Annotated in this window: 16 protein-coding genes; 9 read left to right on the plus strand and 7 right to left on the minus strand. The window is 57.1% G+C overall.

Annotated elements, in window-relative coordinates; all coding sequences use genetic code 11:
• Positions 1–336: 336 nt before the first annotated feature.
• Positions 337–1,572: a lytic murein transglycosylase gene (locus tag ACR0NO_RS13920; RefSeq protein ID WP_480724363.1), complete on the minus strand. Its 1,236-nt coding sequence runs from the start codon at positions 1,570–1,572 to the stop codon at positions 337–339.
• Between ACR0NO_RS13920 and ACR0NO_RS13925 the strand changes: the two genes are divergently transcribed.
• From ACR0NO_RS13925 to ACR0NO_RS13945, 5 genes are read left to right on the plus strand one after another with little or no spacing between them, the layout of a single operon-like run.
• Entirely contained in the window at positions 1,483–1,728 is a 246-nt protein-coding gene (locus ACR0NO_RS13925; protein WP_480724401.1) for a hypothetical protein, read from the plus strand. The genes ACR0NO_RS13920 and ACR0NO_RS13925 overlap by 90 nt on opposite strands.
• Positions 1,725–2,687 carry a cytochrome ubiquinol oxidase subunit II family protein gene (locus ACR0NO_RS13930; RefSeq protein ID WP_480724364.1) on the plus strand — a complete coding sequence of 321 codons (963 nt, stop codon included), beginning with the start codon at positions 1,725–1,727 and terminating at the stop codon, positions 2,685–2,687. Before ACR0NO_RS13925 ends, ACR0NO_RS13930 begins: the two co-directional genes overlap by 4 nt.
• Positions 2,684–4,771: a cbb3-type cytochrome c oxidase subunit I gene (locus tag ACR0NO_RS13935; protein ID WP_480724365.1), complete on the plus strand. Its 2,088-nt coding sequence runs from the start codon at positions 2,684–2,686 to the stop codon at positions 4,769–4,771. Before ACR0NO_RS13930 ends, ACR0NO_RS13935 begins: the two co-directional genes overlap by 4 nt.
• Positions 4,768–5,400, plus strand: coding sequence for a cytochrome c oxidase subunit 3 (locus ACR0NO_RS13940; RefSeq protein WP_170639682.1), 633 nt, complete (start codon positions 4,768–4,770; stop codon positions 5,398–5,400). Before ACR0NO_RS13935 ends, ACR0NO_RS13940 begins: the two co-directional genes overlap by 4 nt.
• Positions 5,393–5,719 carry a cytochrome o ubiquinol oxidase subunit IV gene (locus ACR0NO_RS13945; protein ID WP_419741360.1) on the plus strand — a complete coding sequence of 109 codons (327 nt, stop codon included), beginning with the start codon at positions 5,393–5,395 and terminating at the stop codon, positions 5,717–5,719. Before ACR0NO_RS13940 ends, ACR0NO_RS13945 begins: the two co-directional genes overlap by 8 nt.
• Before the next feature lie 8 nt (positions 5,720–5,727).
• Here the strand turns inward: ACR0NO_RS13945 and crcB are convergent, their stop codons facing one another.
• Positions 5,728–6,090 carry a fluoride efflux transporter CrcB gene (crcB, locus tag ACR0NO_RS13950; protein ID WP_170467499.1) on the minus strand — a complete coding sequence of 121 codons (363 nt, stop codon included), beginning with the start codon at positions 6,088–6,090 and terminating at the stop codon, positions 5,728–5,730.
• Complete coding sequence (locus ACR0NO_RS13955) at positions 6,087–6,455, minus strand: fluoride efflux transporter FluC (protein ID WP_480724366.1); 369 nt, start codon at positions 6,453–6,455, stop codon at positions 6,087–6,089. Before ACR0NO_RS13955 ends, crcB begins: the two co-directional genes overlap by 4 nt.
• A gap of 266 nt (positions 6,456–6,721) precedes the next feature.
• Here ACR0NO_RS13955 and ACR0NO_RS13960 point away from each other — a divergent pair, with 266 nt between their 5' ends.
• On the plus strand, positions 6,722–8,302 hold the full coding sequence (locus tag ACR0NO_RS13960; protein WP_480724367.1) for an FMN-binding glutamate synthase family protein: 1,581 nt from the start codon (positions 6,722–6,724) through the stop codon (positions 8,300–8,302).
• Between the two features lie 3 nt (positions 8,303–8,305).
• Here ACR0NO_RS13960 and ACR0NO_RS13965 read toward each other — a convergent pair whose 3' ends face one another.
• Genes ACR0NO_RS13965 through ACR0NO_RS13980 form a run of 4 tightly spaced genes read right to left on the minus strand, consistent with a single transcriptional unit; the run spans position 8,306 to position 12,221 of the window.
• Positions 8,306–8,962, minus strand: a complete 657-nt coding sequence (locus ACR0NO_RS13965; RefSeq protein WP_170378328.1) for an ABC-type transport auxiliary lipoprotein family protein — start codon at positions 8,960–8,962, stop codon at positions 8,306–8,308.
• Positions 8,959–10,275 carry an MlaD family protein gene (locus ACR0NO_RS13970; RefSeq protein WP_480724368.1) on the minus strand — a complete coding sequence of 439 codons (1,317 nt, stop codon included), beginning with the start codon at positions 10,273–10,275 and terminating at the stop codon, positions 8,959–8,961. The genes ACR0NO_RS13965 and ACR0NO_RS13970 overlap by 4 nt, the downstream gene beginning before the upstream one ends.
• Positions 10,276–10,288: 13 nt before the next feature.
• Positions 10,289–11,095, minus strand: a complete 807-nt coding sequence (locus ACR0NO_RS13975) for an ABC transporter ATP-binding protein (RefSeq protein WP_170639677.1) — start codon at positions 11,093–11,095, stop codon at positions 10,289–10,291.
• Position 11,096: 1 nt separating this feature from the next.
• A complete protein-coding gene (locus tag ACR0NO_RS13980; protein ID WP_480724369.1) occupies positions 11,097–12,221 on the minus strand; it encodes an MlaE family lipid ABC transporter permease subunit in 1,125 nt (374 codons plus the stop codon).
• Between the two features lie 252 nt (positions 12,222–12,473).
• Here ACR0NO_RS13980 and ACR0NO_RS13985 point away from each other — a divergent pair, with 252 nt between their 5' ends.
• The 3 genes from ACR0NO_RS13985 to ACR0NO_RS13995 all read left to right on the plus strand — a co-directional run bounded on the left by ACR0NO_RS13985 (position 12,474) and on the right by ACR0NO_RS13995 (position 16,988).
• Complete coding sequence (locus tag ACR0NO_RS13985; protein ID WP_480724399.1) at positions 12,474–14,339, plus strand: PAS-domain containing protein; 1,866 nt, start codon at positions 12,474–12,476, stop codon at positions 14,337–14,339.
• The gene (locus ACR0NO_RS13990) at positions 14,339–15,040 is read left to right on the plus strand and encodes a response regulator transcription factor (RefSeq protein WP_480724370.1); all 702 of its coding nucleotides are present in this window, start codon (positions 14,339–14,341) and stop codon (positions 15,038–15,040) included. Before ACR0NO_RS13985 ends, ACR0NO_RS13990 begins: the two co-directional genes overlap by 1 nt.
• A 133-nt stretch (positions 15,041–15,173) precedes the next feature.
• Positions 15,174–16,988 carry an ABC transporter ATP-binding protein gene (locus tag ACR0NO_RS13995; protein WP_480724371.1) on the plus strand — a complete coding sequence of 605 codons (1,815 nt, stop codon included), beginning with the start codon at positions 15,174–15,176 and terminating at the stop codon, positions 16,986–16,988.
• Positions 16,989–17,037: the final 49 nt, after the last annotated feature.

The following is a 17,037-nucleotide window of genomic DNA, read 5'->3' on the forward strand; positions in this document are numbered from 1 at the left end:
CAGATCATTCAATATTACCCGAAGGGCCTGAGCTTAAATCGGTCAGATCGTGCCATGGCGGGAACAGCAAGTCAAAAGACAGTTATGTTGCCAGTTTCTGGTTGCTTGGGCTGGCATCTCAAGCCGCGAGGTCGCTTCGTTGAAGCGCTCCAGTATCGCGTTCTTGGCGATGTATCCATAACGGGTTGATTCTAAACAGCCGCGCCAAGCCTGTGCGATACGTCCGGACAATGGAAAGACCGTGCATCAAGCCAATTTGGGCAAGCCTGTCAATTGACCTTAAAAAAGCAACGATAGTGAGGAACAATAAACATTGTTGACTTAGACTGGGGATGGTTACTGCCCAAGTTCAGAGACAAGCGCATTGTTAGGGAAACACGTCTCGGCCCGACCTTGCGTTTTCTGCCAGCGCCCGATTGAGCGCCGCGTTTTGAAACCTGGCAGCCCATCTGCACCGCCGACATCATGGCCAAGGTGTTCCAACCCTCTTTGCATCGAAGCAATTTCTGATCGGTATAGCGTGTCAACCCGACCCCAGCGCGCCGTGAAGTCTCCGACACCGAATGCAATCCGATCCCCGACATGACCCACGAACAAGGCGTATAGATCGCTTTTGTTGTACTCTTTCAGGACATAGAAATTCTCGGTCACCAAAAACGCCGGCCCGGTTCGACCTGCGGGCATCACTAGGAACCCTTGGGCGGGCAGTTCATGCGCTGGAAACGGGCGGCCGGATGTTCGCGTCATCCCCATCGAGGCCCACTCCTCGATCGCGCGCCCCTGATCAGGACCCTCCAAAGCGCAGCTGACTGTATCAGGCACAACAACCTCAAACCCCCAATCACGGCCCGAAATCCAGCCATGCTGCGACAGGTAGTTGGCGATCGAGGCGATCGTGTCCTCTTCGGATTGCCAGATATCTGCGTTGGCATCGCCGTCTCCGTCCACGGCGTAAGTCAGAAAACTCGAAGGCATGAATTGCGGCTGCCCCAGCGCTCCGGCCCAGCTGCTTTTCATCTCACGACCGTTCAAATGCCCTGCTTCCGCGATTTGCAAAGCGGCCAGCAACTCGGCTGTGAAATATTGCGAGCGGGTGCTCATGAACCCCTTTGTCGCGAGGACCTGAAACGCGTTGTGAGGGATCGCCACTTGGCCATAGCCGCTTTCACGTCCCCAGATGGCGAGGATGATACGGGCTGGAACGCCGGTTTCGGCCTCGACACGGGTAAGCACCGCGGCGTGCCGTTTGGCCATTTTGCGCCCCTGAGCGGTCGCGCCCTGCAAAGAGCCGGCTTTGAAATAGCGCGCCGGTGCTCCGAATTCGGCCTGTGATTGTGGCTTTAATGACTGCGGAGGGCTGCCCGGGGGCACCAGATCGGGAAGATCCCATTTCAAGGTCACGCCGGACAGCGTCTGTGTCATGGTCTGGCGCGAAACGCCTTTGGCACGGGCTTGCGGCCACACCGTTTCCTGCAACCAGTTTTGAAACTGACGCTCAACCTTGGCGCGATCTTGCGCGTTGACCGCCAGGGGCTGGATGGCAAGGCAAAAAATCAAAACGAGAATACGCATCGTAGCCAAGCTGTGTCCCGACGATGCCTGCAAGTCAACCGAAACCAGAGCACCATTGGTGCCAGCTTGAAGGCTTCGATCAAAAGCCTTGAGAAATCCCTTGCCTTTGTCGATAGTTGCACTGAAACGGATGCGAAAGAGGACAGTCGCCTATGACCAAGGTCAGAACGGCCCTCATATCGGCGGCGGTGCTGATGGCCCTAGTGGTGGTGGTGTCATCGGCCCGGACCGCAGGCGCCAGTGACAGCTTCATGGATCCTCAGGGACCAATCGCGGCGGTGCAGAAGGCACATCTTTTGCGGGCAACGTGGTTGATTTTGATCGCTGTTGTGCCTGTTCTTGTTCTGGTTCCGCTTATTGCGCTGCGTTATCGGCGTCGGAAGGGCGGTACAGCTGCTTACAGGCCAGATTGGGACTTCTCGCCCCGGCTCGAGATGGTGATGTGGGGCGTTCCGGTGGTGATCGTCACGATTTTGTCGATCTACCTGTGGAAAGCGACCCATCGTCTGGACCCTTACGCGGCTCCCTTTGGCGATGAACCTGCCGTTCAGGTTCAGGTCGTGGGCCTCGATTGGAAGTGGTTGTTCATCTATCCCGATCTCGGGATCGCGACCGTGGGTGAGGTGGGAATTCCCGTCAAACAGCAAATCGCTCTGACCCTGACAACGGATACTGTCATGCAGTCTTTCATGATCCCTGCCTTGGCCGGGCAGATTTACGCGATGCCGGGCATGACCACTCAGCTGCATCTGGTCGCAGATCAACCCGAACAGATGCAGGGCGAGAATACGCAATATAACGGGCGCGGCTTCACGAAACAGAAGTTCGAAACGCTTGCCCTGTCGGCGGAAGACTTTGACGCTTGGGTCGAAGGCGTGCGCCAGAACGGCATCGTGTTGGATGCGGCGACGTATAGGACCGTCGCCATGCGCTCGGACCGGGATGAGGTGCAACAGGCTCTCGGAACCTCAGATATGCCTGAAAACGCGTTATACTTCCGCTTGGACGATAGCGATTTGTTTCAGTCGATTCTGCATCGCTATCACTCTGGCCAAGCCCTGCCGCACGATCAGCAGCCGGGCACGACATCATACGGGCAGGGGATCGGCCAATGACTTCAGACACCGGGTTCTTCGGCCGCCTCAGTTGGGACGCGTTTCCAATCGCGGGGCTGATCCAGAACCCCAACGCAAATGAGATCGTTGCCAATGCCGCCGCCGCCGTGGTCATAGTTGGAGCGGCTGCCGTTGTCTTTCTGCTGACGTGGTTTCGGCTGTGGGGGCCGCTGTGGCGCGACTGGCTGACCAGCGCCGACCACAAGAAAATCGGCATCATGTATATCGTCTTTGCCATCGTCATGCTGGCCCGCGGTGTGCTGGAAGGCGTTGTCATGCGCGCTCAGCAGGCGGCTGGGCCGGGCGACGGTTTCCTTGAGGCCGAGCATTTCGCCGAACTCTTCAGCACGCACGGCACGATCATGATTTTCTTTGTTGCTGTGCCCTTTGTCTTTGGCATCGCGAACTACGTCATCCCGTTGATGATCGGCGCGCGGGACGTCGCCTTTCCGGTGATGAACCAGATCAGCCTGGGGCTGACGGTCTCGGCCGGCATGATGCTGATGGTGTCGCTGGTGGTCGGAGAATTCTCGACCGGGGGATGGACCGCTTATCCGCCCTATACCGGGGCCGCGTTCAACCCTGGTGTAGGGCCCGATTACTGGATCTGGGCCATCGTCGTGTCGGGGATCGGAACGACACTGACCGGGATCAACTTTGCCGTCACAATCTACAAGCTGCGGGCTCCCGGAATGACCTTCATGCGGCTGCCGATGTATTGCTGGACGATAATCTGCAGCTCGATCCTGATCGTCTTTGCGATGCCGCCGCTCGGGGTCGCGGCCTTGTTGCTGGCCGCTGATCGGTATTTGGATTTTCATTTCTTCACCAACGACCTCGGCGGCAATATGATGAACTATGCCAACCTGTTCTGGCTGTTCGGCCACCCTGAGGTCTACCTGCTGGTCCTGCCCGCCTATGGCATCTATTCCGAGGTCTTCGCGACCTTCTCGGCCAAGCGCATCTATGGCTATACCTCGCTGGTGATTGCCACCATGTCGATTGCGGTCCTGTCCTTCACAGTCTGGCTGCATCACTTCTTCACCATGGGCCAAAGTGCGCTGATCAACGCCGTTTTCGGCATCGCGACCATGCTGATTGCCATTCCCACCGGAGTGAAAGTTTATGACTGGATGGCAACGCTCTGGCGGGGCCGTATCCGGTTTTCGGTCCCAATGCTCTATGGGCTGGCTTTCCTAATGCTGTTTGTCATTGGCGGCCTTAGCGGAGTGATCTTGGCCAACCCAACCGTTGACTATCAGGTCCACAACACCCTGTTTCTCGTGGCGCATTTCCACAATGTTCTGCTGCCCGGCGTGCTGTTTGGCTTGCTCGCGGCCTATAACTACTGGTTCCCCAAGGCGTTTGGGTTTCGCCTAAATGAAGGGTGGGGCAGGGTGACGGTTGCGCTCTGGACCGTTGGATTCATGCTGACCTTCCTACCGCTTTACTTTGTCGGCCTGATGGGCATGCCACGCCGGTCGTTCAGTTGGGAGGACCCGAGCTTTCACCCTTATATGATCGTCGCGGTGGTCGGAGCATTGGTCATCACAGCCGCGCTGCTATCGGTTCTGGTCCAGCTTTGGGTCAGCATCCGCGATCGCGACAAAACCCGCGTTCCTGTGGGCGACCCATGGGATGGCCGCTCGTTGGAGTGGTCCATCCCGGCACCGCCACCGCCCTACAACTTTGCGATCATCCCGCAAGTAACCGCGCGGGATGACTTCGCCACCGCCAAAGAGCGCGGCACGGCCTACCCCACCCCTGACGCCTATGAGGATATCGATGTACCGCGCAATACCGGGATCGGGTTCATCCTCTGCGTGACCAGCGGCATCTGGATGTTTGCGCTGGTCTGGTGGATCTGGTGGCTGGCAGCGCTGATGACGGTTGCTATGATCCTTGCCTTCATCCTCTGGACCTTCGACACCAGCACCGAAATCACCATTCCCGCCGAGGAGGTCCGCAAGGAACACGAAGCCTGGCTCGCACTGGTTCACAGCGAAACCGCCGTGGATCGCGACCACGAGACAGCGACGGATAACCGAGGCCTTGCCCGACCAGATATGGAGGCGGTGACATGAAACGTGCCCCGACCCATAGCTATCCCGGCATCAACCTCGGTGAACGCCACGCTAGCGCTCATAAAGCGTCCGAAGTCGTCACCTTCGGCTTCTGGGTCTTCCTGATGAGCGATCTGGTCTATTTCGGCCTGATGTTCGCGATCTACATCACCATGATCGACGCGCAGGCGGGTGGTCCCGGCCCGCACGAGCTGTTCGACCTCAAAAGCATCTTCGCGCAGACCATGATCCTGTTGACCAGCAGCCTGACCGTTGGGTTGGCCATGCTGGCTCTGAAATACAACCTGCCACGGTCAAAGATCATTCTGTGGTTCGGAGTAACGCTGTTCCTTGGCCTCAGCTTCCTTGTGCTGGAGGTCCGGGACTTCATGGCAATGGTCGAGAAGGGCGGTATCCCGCAGCGCAGCGGCTTCCTTTCTGCCTTCTACGGGCTGGTGCCATTGCATGGGCTGCACGTGGCGGCGGGCTGTGTTTGGTTGATTGTTTTGGGCATTCAACTGCGGGTCATGGGCATGACCGATCTGGTCATCTCACGCGTCGTGCGGCTTGCTTTGTTCTGGCACTTTCTCGACCTGATCTGGATCGGCATCATCACAATCGTCTATTTCGGAGGTCTGACCTATGGATAAACGCTCCGAAATGCACCGACGCGAGCGGCGGCGCTATGTCATCGGCTATGGAGGTTCGCTGCTTTTAACACTTGCGATGTTTGGCGTTGCGCAGGTGTTTGGTATTGAAACGACCGGAGTGTATCTGACCATCGGTCTGTTGGGTCTGGCGCAGTTGATCTTTCAACTGGTCTATTTCCTGCACATAGATCGTCGTCGCAGCAGCCGCGAGGATCTGGATCTGATCCTATTCTCGACCCTTGTTCTGTTGATTATCATTCTCGGAACGGTCTGGATCTTGGGCAACCTTGCGGTCCGAATGCATATGCACGCAATGTAGCCGGTACGTCAGCGTGTTATGACGAGACCCAACCACAACGCGCCCCAACACATCACAAGGCTGACGACGATATTGCCTGCGGCCAGAGCCAGAGTTTGCTTGCGTCGCAGCTCTAGCGATTGATAGGCGAAGCTGGAAAAAGTGGTAAACCCGCCGCAAAAGCCGAATACCAATCGCTTTTCCTCCTCGCCCATGTCGACGGGGCCTCCCAGATAGCCCAGCCACAGCCCAAGCAACAGGCTGCCAAGCACGTTCACTATCAAGGTTGAGAGAGGGAGGTCATGCGTGATCCGCAACGCCACCCAATGACGAAGAACAGCACCCAAACCACCGCCTAAGCCAAACAGAGCATGCAGGTACAGATCCGTCATGCGGACCCCCGACCTGCATGGAAACGCCGCCCAAGGGCCTCACCGGCGATTGCGGCACCCAGGCCAACTGCAATCTCCAACCCAGCCGCTGTCACTGCTGCCCCAAGCGTGTTTGCAGCCAACCGTTCAAGTTCGGCGACGAATGAAGAGAACGTAGACAGACCACCACAAAATCCGACGGCTCCGAGGTGCAAAACATGCGCGTGAACCCGATGGCGAATGGAATACAGCCAGCCAAGGACTAAACAGGCGAAAACGTTGATCCCGAACGTTGCAGTCAGGACCGAAGCGCCCGGGATTTCTACTGAAAAAAGCTCTCGCACCACGGAACCCAGCGCGCCGCCGACAAAAACGGCCAGAAACATCAAGGCACGTCCTTGTTTCGTTGGTTTAGAGTCTTGCGCGCTCACTCTGCCTGCCCTTTGTGCCAACCTGTTAGGCGTCGCGCCCCAAAAACATCAGATCGATCAAACTCGTAACGCGATTTCACAAACGCGTCTCCTTTGATTGCAAACTGTCTGAGGGCTTGCAATCAAATGCCAAGCTGTTTCACTTTGATTTAGCATTTTCGGTTTTGATCTGAATGGATTTTACGCCGCACTCCAAAACAACCCACCCAAGGAGATCAGGAATGGTTGTACGCAGGCTTTACTACTTTCTCAGCTTCGTCTGTTTGCCTCTGGTTCTGCTTTTGGGCTTTGTCTGGCATCCGGTGCATTGGCTCCTGATCATTCTGATCCCCTATGCGGTGATCGGCATGTACGACATTCTGACCACCAAGCATAACGTGCTAAACAACTATCCCGTGCTGGGCCATTTCCGGTACATGTTGGAGTTCGTCAGTCCCGAGATCCGTCAGTATTTCGTGGAAACCAACGAAAGCGGTCGTCCCTACAACCGGATCGTGCGCAGCCTGATTTACTCCCGCGCCAAAGGTCAGGTCGATACACAGGCCTTTGGTACGCAATACGACATCACAACCGTGGGCTATCACCGTGCCAATCATTCGCTGGCCCCCAAACACGTGGATGAAAGCGAAGAACGTATCATGTTGGGCGGGCCGCAATGTGAAAAGCCGTATAGCGCGTCGCGCCTGAACGTCTCGGCTATGAGTTTCGGGGCGCTGAGCGCCAACGCCATTCGGGCTTTGAATGGTGGGGCAAAAGATGGCGGTTTCGCCCACAACACGGGTGAGGGCGGGTTGTCTCCGCATCATTTGGCCGAAGGCGGTGACATTATCTGGCAGATTGGCACCGGCTATTTCGGTTGTCGGACCCCCGATGGCGGGTTTGACAAAGACAAGTTCGCAGAAAAGGCCACTAAGGACGTGGTCAAAGCGATCGAGATCAAACTGTCTCAGGGGGCTAAACCCTCGCATGGCGGGGTGCTGCCCGCGGCCAAGGTCGACAAAGAGATTGCTGAGATCCGGGGCGTACCGGAGCATCAGGACGTCATTTCCCCGCCGGTTCATTCGGCCTTTGACGGCCCGACCGAGCTGCTCGAATTCGTCCAACACCTGCGTGAGATGTCAGGCGGAAAACCGGTCGGCTTCAAGCTGTGCATCGGCAACCCGTCCGAATTCATGGCAATCTGCAAAGCGATGTTGGAGACTGGGATCCTGCCCGATTTCATCACCATTGATGGTTCCGAAGGGGGCACGGGGGCCGCTCCGGTCGAGTTCACGAACCGTCTTGGAATGCCGCTGAACGAGGCGTTGATTTTCGTGAACAACTGCCTGAAGGGCGTAGGCCTGCGTGACAAAATCCGCATCATCTGTTCGGGCAAAGTGGCCACGGGCTATGATCTGGTCGAAAAATTCGCTCTGGGGGCCGATATCTGCAACGCCGCGCGTGCCATGATGTTTGCGGTCGGCTGCATTCAGGCCCTGCATTGCAACACCAACCGCTGCCCATCCGGTGTGGCGACCCAAGACCCGATCCGGGGGCGGGCGGTAAACGTGCCGCAAAAGCGCAAGCGAGTACATCGCTACCACGATGCCACTTTGGAGAGCTTTCGCGAACTGCTGGGTGCAATGGGGAAATCAACCGTGGCCGAGCTTCACCCCCGTGACATCCTGCGCCGGACCGCCGACGAGCGGGAGCATTCCTACGCGCAAATGCACACGATCCTGGACGAGGGCGCACTGCTGTCAGATGCTATACCCGCTGAATTTGCCGATGATTGGAACCGTGCGTCAGCCCAGCATTTCTAGGGTCTATTGCAACGACGGTCGGGGATTGTTGGCCGCATGCGAGTGGATTTTACGCACGCTCCACTCCACGGCATCGCGCATGGTCTTGCCGAGCGCGATGTCGAAAGCCTCTACCAGATCAGGGGTTTGATCGCTGGCCGAGACGACATATTCGCGGAATGAGCTTGAGGCGATGATTTTGTCTTCGAACTCGTCGATGATCTTGATGTTCATCCGCACCTCGACCCTTACCGACGTGGAATCCTCAGTTTCCGATACGACAAGACCCTGAAACTCACGCAAGTCCGGTTGAATGACATAGTCCGCGCGCAGTCCGACCGTAGATCGACCCACCGCAGCAACCTTGCCTGAGTTCTCAAAGCTCTCGACCATCAGCGCCTGCACGATCAGCGGCGCGCGATCGACCCAGCGCGCTTGCGGCAGGTATTGCACCTGAAGCGCAGTGGGCTGAATGGCGATCTGGTCAGTGTTGACGGCGGCCGTCGCCGTCGGTTCTTGCACAACGATCTGCTTTTGGACCCGGGGCAGCGAAGAAGAAAACGTGCTTTTGGGTGTCAGCAGATACAGGTTGTTGGGTTTTGAGGCCTGTCGCAGCGTACCAAGACCGGCGCAGGCCCCCAGCAACGTCAAAGACAGGGTCAGAAACAGGGTCCTAATCATTGACGGAACTCCGATGCTTGGGTGCCCAGCAGGAACCGTGCCGGGTCGCGTTCTATTCTGTCAGCCAAGCGGTCGAGGGAAATGACCAGCCGCTGCGCCTCTTCGACAAAACGGACGAATTGAGGCAGGCCAACGCGTAGGAAGTTCGACACCTGCCGGCTGTTGTCTTGTACGATCTTGTCGACCGTTCCCAGCAGCTCCTTCGCCGAGTTCGAGGCGCTGAGGACATCGTCCGAGATCTGGTCGATTTTATTGGTAATGTTTGAGACGGTCTCGGTCACCTGATTGGCTGCTTTGCGGATGTCTTCAGCCACAGGAGCCACGTCTTCGTCTATCACCCGGTTTGCTGTGTCAAAGGCACGCTCGGCCGAGGCCAATACGCCCTTGGTCGAGTCCATCGCGGTGGTGATTGACGCCAGCGTGGTGTTGGCGTTCGCCACAGTTTCGGTGATCACTCCTAGCGAGACACTGGCCTCATTCGACAACCGCGTCAGGTTCTCGGCCAGTTCCGAGCCGCGCTGAATAAAGGGCTTGATGTCTTCTGCCATGACGCTGTTTGCCGTCGTCAGGGTTGTTTTGGCTTCATCCAACGCGCCTGTCGCCGAGTCCGCCGCCGTTTTGACTGATTGCAGTGTCTCGTTTCCGGTCTGAAGCGTGGTTTCAGCCGCAGCGATCAGCGGGTCGAGACGTTTGGTGAACTCACCGATATCCTTGGCCGCATTGCCGATATTGCCGGAAACGGTTTCAAAATCCGACATCGTCTTGTCCAGACGCCCGGTGGCGGACGCGAGGTTTTCGAGAATATCTGAGACGGCCTTGCGGTTCTTTTCATCGACGACCGAGTTCAGCTCTTGCAACAGTGTGATGGCTTCATCCAAAACCTTCGGCGCGCCTTCGAACAGAGACTGAATTGTACTGCGTTTGCTTTTGATCACGCTGTTTTGCGGCAGACGCGCGGCCGTAGTCGATCCTCCGGTCAGTTCGACATAGCCGACGCCGGTAACGCCAAGCGACTGCAATTGGGCGATCGTGTCTTCTGTGACGGGGATATCTGCATCGACCTCAATCCTCACCCGCACTTTCGAGGGGTCGTCATCATCCAGATTTAATGAGATCACCTGACCCACAGGAAGGCCGTTGAAACTGACCCCGCCAGCGGCCGACAGGCCAGAAACGTTGTCGAACAACACGTCATAGTAGGCGTATTGGCGGGTCACCTCGAACTTGGCGAGCCATAGGAAAAAGCCAAAAGCCCCTAATAGTGCTGCAAGGGTAAATGCGCCGATTAGAATATAGTTCGCTCGGGTTTCCATCGCCTTACCTGCCTTACCCCTTCTGCTGCGCCGCGCGGGCGCGGGGGCCTGTGAAGTATTCCTGAACCCAAGGATGGTCGACCTTGGTCATCTCTTCTATCGGACCTTCAACCAGTACGCGTTTTTCTGCAAGTACCGCGATGCGGTCGCAAATCGCATACAGACTGTCCAAATCATGGGTGACCATGAAAACCGTCAGGCCCAATGCCTGCTGCAACTCTCGGATCAACTCATCATAGGCGGCGGCACCGATTGGGTCCAAACCAGCAGTGGGCTCATCTAGAAACACGATCTCGGGGTCCATGGCCAAGGCGCGAGCCAGCGCGGCCCGTTTGCGCATCCCGCCCGAAAGTTCGGATGGAAACTTGCCGCAACTCAGCTGTGGCAGACCCACTAGGCTGATCTTCAATGCGCCCAGAGATTCCATCAGTTTTTCGCTCAGGCCAGTATGTTCGCGCAGCGGGGCCATGACGTTCTGCAAAACGGTGAGCGAGGAAAACAGCGCACCATCCTGAAACGCCACGCCCCAGTGGCGTTCGATACGGCGGCGGTCTTCCTCGGGGCCATTCAGGACATCTACGCCCAGAACCTCGATGCTGCCTGCCGCTGGCGTGTTCAGCCCCACAATCGTCCGCAGCAGTACCGATTTACCGGTGCCCGAGCCGCCAACGATGCCCAAGACCTCACCCCGCCAGACATCGAGATCCAGATTGTCATGGACAACCTGCGGCCCGAACTGATTGCGCAGCCCGCGCACGCGGATCACCGCCTCGCGTTGCGCATCTGCCTGAGTGGTCTGATGTTGCACCGTGCCGTCCATGTCAGATCCCAATCTCAGAGAAGAAGATCGAAAACAGGGCGTCGATGGCGATCACCATGAAGATCGACTGCACGACCGAGGCCGTGGTGCGCTGACCCACGCTCTGGGCCGAGCCTTTAACCTGCATGGCCTGCCAGCAAGCGATCACGCCAATGACCAGCGCGAAGAAGGGCGCTTTGATCAACCCAACCGCCAATTGCCAGACATCTGTGCTTTCGTTCAAACGAGTAACGAACATGCCGGGGCTGATGCCAAGGTCGATCCAGCTCATCAATCCGCCGCCGAAAAGCCCCGCAAGATCGGCGACAAAACCCAGGATTGGGAGCATGATCAAAAGGGCCAGGACACGCGGCACCACCAGCACCTCGATCGGGTCCAGACCCAGCGTGCGCATGGCGTCTATTTCCTCCTGCACCTTCATCGACCCGATTGAGGCGGTAAAGGCCGACCCCGACCGACCGGCAACGATGATAGCAGTCAGAAGGATCCCAAGCTCACGCAGAACAGAGATCGAGATCAGCTCGACCACGAAGATCTCGGCCCCGAATTGTTTCAGCTGCGTGGCCCCCTGAAAGGCCAAAACAACGCCGATCAAAAATCCCATCAACGCCACGATGGGCAGGGCTTTGAACCCGGTTTCCTCCATATGCGTAAACAGGGCAGCTCGGCGCAGACGCCAAGGCATGACCAGTGTGCGCCCAAGCCGATGCAGCGTTAGACCTAGGAACCCCAAGATCGAGAGTGTGTCCGTCCACGCGCCAACTGTTTTTTGACCCACGCTGGCGACCCAATCCACGGCATTGCGAGGCGGGGCAAGTTTTCCGGGATGGTCTGGGATGTTCTGCGAAACGGTCTCGATCAGTGCGGCATGGGCCGGTTGAACACCTCGGAATTCCAGTTGCGCGCCAGCCGTCGTGAACCGCTTGGCAAGATCCGCAACCAGCCACGCGCCGCTTGTATCCAATGCTTCCACATCCGATAGATCCAGCGTAACATGCCCTCCCTGTGGCTGAATGCCTGCAAAAGGCCCCTCGACCGGAGCAAGCAATTGGGTCAGCATTTCGCCTGCAATACGGATCCGAGTGCCATCGCTTTCGCGTTCGGCAGAAATGGTTGGGCTGCTCATATCTGTATGTGATGCAAAAAAGCCTGAATCTGCAATGGTTGTATGCCTTTGTCGCCGGATTTACAAATCCAGCATTGCGCCGCTGCGACACGTGCAGCTTGCACGCCACGGTTGTTCGGCGCGGACCTGCTTGCCGGTTTTGGGACAAATCAGCCGGCTGGGCGTTCGCCTCTACACCAAGTCTAAATCAGATGCTACGGATAGGCCGCAGGGAGGGCGATCTTGACCGTTAGCGAGACACGCATCAAAGCGATGACGACTGCCGGGCTGAATTTGATCGGTCAGGCACTGTCGATCTACGACAACAAACTGCGTCTTGTTCTAAGCAATCGACGCTTTCAAGAGATGTTCGGTCTTCCCGACGACCTTGTGCAACCCGGCGCGTTGTTTCGTGACACGATTCACTTCCTCGTCACCCGCGGAGAATACGGGGCCGAGGGCGATGTGGATGAAATGGTGCAGCAGCGCGTCGAGCAAGCTATGGCGTTTGAGCCGCATTACATGGAGCGTGTCCGCCCAAACGGGCAGGTTGTCGCTGTTGAGGGATCGCCTCTGCCGCAGGGTGGTTGGGTTGCAGTGTACACAGATATCACAGGCACGAAACGCGCCGAAAACTTGCTGCGCGCCCGATCCGAGGAGCTTTCGGACCAGCTGCTCAGCCATACTGAGGAGCTTTCGGCCACCAACCGTAAGCTTGCCGCCACCATCGCCGCGTTGGAGGAGGCCAAGCGCGAACTGACCGAGATCGAAGCCCGCACGCGCATGACGACCGAGATGATGCCCGCCCATATCGCGCATCTCGATGTCGAAGGGCGCTACGACTACTCAAACCGGCGGCTCAGCTCGGTGCTACCGGGTCGCCCGTCGGATATTCTGGGGCTGCATATCTCCGACGCGCTTGGCCGACACGCCTTTTCAAGGGTCGAGCCGCATCTGTCAAAAGCCTATGGCGGCGAAACCTCCGTTTTTGAGTTCACGGAAGAACAGGATTCCCGCCGCATTCGCGTGTCCTTTACCCCTGATGGGGAAGGTGGCGTCTACATCATGTCCGTGGACATCACCGAGGAAACCCAAACCCGCGTTGCGTTGCAACAAACGCGCCGCCGCGAGATGGCCGCGCAGATGACCAGCGGGTTAGCACATGATTTTTCCAACTTGCTGACCATCATTCTGGGGATGCAGGGGCGGCTGGATAAGATGAACCTTCCCGATGAAGCGCATGAGTTGATTGCGGCGACCCGTCAGACTGCGCAGCGCGGTGGGCAGCTTTTGAACCGGATCGCGGATATGACGGGGAACCGGACGCCGCAGCCCAAGGCGACGGATATGCTGCAATTGCTTGAGGACCTGCGTATTCTCGCCTCGCCTTCCCTGCCGCGCGGGGTGGGGCTGTCGGTGGTCAACACTCTGCCGGATCAGGCCCTGATGCTGGATCCCGGCATGGTGCAGGATGCCTTGCTGAATTTGGTGCTGAATGCGCGCGATGCTTGCGGCAACAATGGTCAGATCACCATCAGCGCTCATGCGATTGGCGCGATTTGGGTGGAAATTACGGTCTCTGATACTGGGCCGGGGTTCTCGCCCGAAGCGCTGGACAAAGCCCTCAATCCGTTTTTCACCACCAAGGGCAGTGACGGATCCGGCCTTGGTTTGCCAATGGTCTATGACACGGTGAAACTGGCCGGAGGGGACCTGAGCCTGAAGAACACACCCTCGGGCGCGTCGGTTGTATTGCGGCTTCCGTACCGCCCTGCGCCCCCCATGCGCGGCGGAATGGTTCTGCTGGTCGAAGATAATCAGGACTTGCGCCTCCAGTTTCGTGACATGCTGATCGACTTTGGGTTTTCGGTCATCGAGGCAACCTCGGTCGACGAGGCATTGACGCTGGTGAGCGAACTGGACGACATCGTGCTGGTCCTGTCCGATATCCGGTTGGAAGGGGAGGCAACCGGGCTGGACCTGATGGAGCGTCTCAAACCCCGGCTGCCATGTATCTTGATGACGTCGTTGCCATCGACTGATCCTGTGTTGAAGCGCGCGATCGGTCGGGTGCCCGTCTTGCACAAACCGTTCACTCCCAAACAACTTTCGGCTTTGATCCGAACCGAGGCTGCGTGATGACCCAACCGTTGGTGACCATTCTCGACGATGAGCCCGAGATCCGCCATATTCTGACAGAGACCCTGCAAGACGCAGGTTTTCGAACCCAGAGCTTTTCACGCGCCCGCGAATTCGAGGCTGCGTTAAACCGAGTGACGCCCGATGTCTGCCTGGTCGATCTGTCTCTGCCAGATACAGATGGTCTTGCGCTGGTGCATCGTCTAGCCTTGGAGCAGGGCGCCGCAGTCATCATCATTTCAGGACGCGCGCAGGTGCAGGATCGGGTCACCGGGTTAGAGCTTGGGGCTGACGACTATATCACCAAACCGTTCGACCCTGCTGAGGTCGTGGCGCGCGTGCGGGCGCGGTTGCGGGCGCCAAAAGGGCAGGTGGCGCATTCGGATACGGCCAGTTTCAACGGTTGGGTCGCGCATTTTGACCGCTATGTTCTTGAGGATCAAAACGGCGCAGAAACCGGTTTCAGCCATGCAGAAGGTGAAGTGCTGCGTCTGTTTCTCGAAAGTCCGAAACGTCTGATTAGCCGTGCCCAGATGCAGGAAACGCTGGGCGGCGCAGCAGGTGAGAGCTTTGATCGTGCAATGGATGTGCGTATTTCCCGCCTAAGAACCAAGCTGGGTGAAGATCCCAAAAACCCTCGATTGATCAAAACGATTTATGGCGCAGGCTATATTTTCCTGGGCGATGTGGTCTGGCATTGAAGGTCCCGGTGCGCGCATTTGACCCTGCTTCAAGTATATCTGCAAGGGTGGGCTGGAATCTTGGGCTTGTCCTGATTAACTAAAGCGACCTCGACGACCGAGGGGCAGAGGTACAAGGCACCTCTGTTTAACCGTGCGGTTGCCCGATAAGGGCGGCGACACCGACGATCTGGAGTGTGAAATGATCGGCAAGGCCTGGGCAAAATGGCGATCGGGCTATATCGGTCGGCTTGTCGTGGAAAGTCTGCGCAAGCAAGGATGGATGTACGGCATCGCGATGGGTGCGATGGTAATCGTTGCTGCCACGACCGCTGGTACGGCTTGGATGATGGAGAACATCGTTGATGCCATGACCACCCCGGAAATGAGGTCTCAGGCACATTGGATCGCGCTTCTTGTTGTCGGGTTGTTCGGCGCTAAGGCGTTCGCTTCCTATATTCAGTCGATTTTTTTGGCGCGCGCGGGGAACCGAATTATCGCAGTCCAGCAGGAGCGGTTATACAATCGGCTTCTACAGCGCGGCATTGGGTATTTTGCCGAGATTGAATCCTCGAACCTGTTGATGAGGGTCACCGCAGGGGCGGGTGCCGCGCGGAACCTGGTAAACATCATCGTGACCAGCTTCGTACGCGACGCGCTGACGCTTGTTGGTCTGGTTATTGTCATGATTTATCAGCAACCGCTGCTTTCCGTGCTGTTTTTCGTCGTTGGTCCAGTTGCTTTGATCAGCGTGCGCTACCTTTTGAAGAACGTACGGCGAATTATGCAGGCCGAGTTGAAATACCTTTCCGAGATCATCCAGGTCCTTCAGGAAACGTCGAACGGGATCAAAGTTATCAAGGTCTTCAGCCTTGAAAACCGCATGACCGATCGGATGAACACTGCGATCAAACGCGTCGAGAAACGTTCGAACGACATCGCCTCTTTGCAGGCCATCGCCAGCCCGCTGATGGAATTTCTGGCCGGTCTTGCTGTTGCCGGCATTCTGGTTGTCAGTACTTTGGGGATCGGAGGGTCTGAGCCTCCGACGGCGGGTCAGCTGATGTCGTTTATCACGGCCCTGCTGATGGCCTATGAACCCGCCAAACGCTTGTCGAAAATGAGGGTTTCGATCGAGACCTGCATGGTACCGATTGGTCTGATGTTCGAGCTTCTGGATGAACAGGATTCTATGCAGGAGCATTCAGAACCTAAAGAGATGGTTAAAGGTCCGGGCGAAATTCGCTTGCGTGATGTGACCTTCGGGTATCAGGGGGCAATACCCGTTATCAAGGATATGGATGTCACTTTCGAAGCAGGAAAAACCACGGCCCTCGTAGGCCAATCCGGCGGAGGAAAGTCCACGATTTTCGGCCTGATCATGCGATTTTATGATCCTAATCAGGGCTATGTCGAGATTGACGGCCAGGATTTGACCGAGGTCAGCTTCGCATCGCTTCGCCGAAAAATATCCTATGTCGGGCAGGACACGTTCCTGTTCTCGACCACCGTCATGGACAATTTGCGCTATGTCGCGCCTGACGCGACCGATGAAGAAATTGTTGCTGCGGCACGCGCGGCACATGCTCATGATTTCATCAGTCAACTGCCTGAGGGCTATGACACTCAGGTTGGCGAAAACGGAGCTTTCCTGTCTGGAGGTCAGAAACAGCGGATCGCAATTGCCCGGGCAATTTTGCGCAAAGCGGAAATCCTTCTGCTGGACGAAGCCACAAGTGCGCTCGACGCAGAATCCGAAACTTTTGTTAAAGAGGCGTTGGACAAACTGACGGAAGGGGTCACGACAATCGTAATCGCCCACCGGCTATCGACGGTTCTGGAAGCGGACAACATCATGGTCGTTCAGGATGGTCAAATCGTTGAGCAGGGGACCTTGAATGTGTTGTTGGAAGAAAATGGTGCATTCAAACGCCTGTTTGATCAGCAATTTAAAAAGCCTACTTCCTAATCGGTCTGCGTCTTCCCGCGACTTCAATGTATTGAAAGTGATGAAATGA

This window comes from Ruegeria sp. CL3, assembly GCF_056536505.1.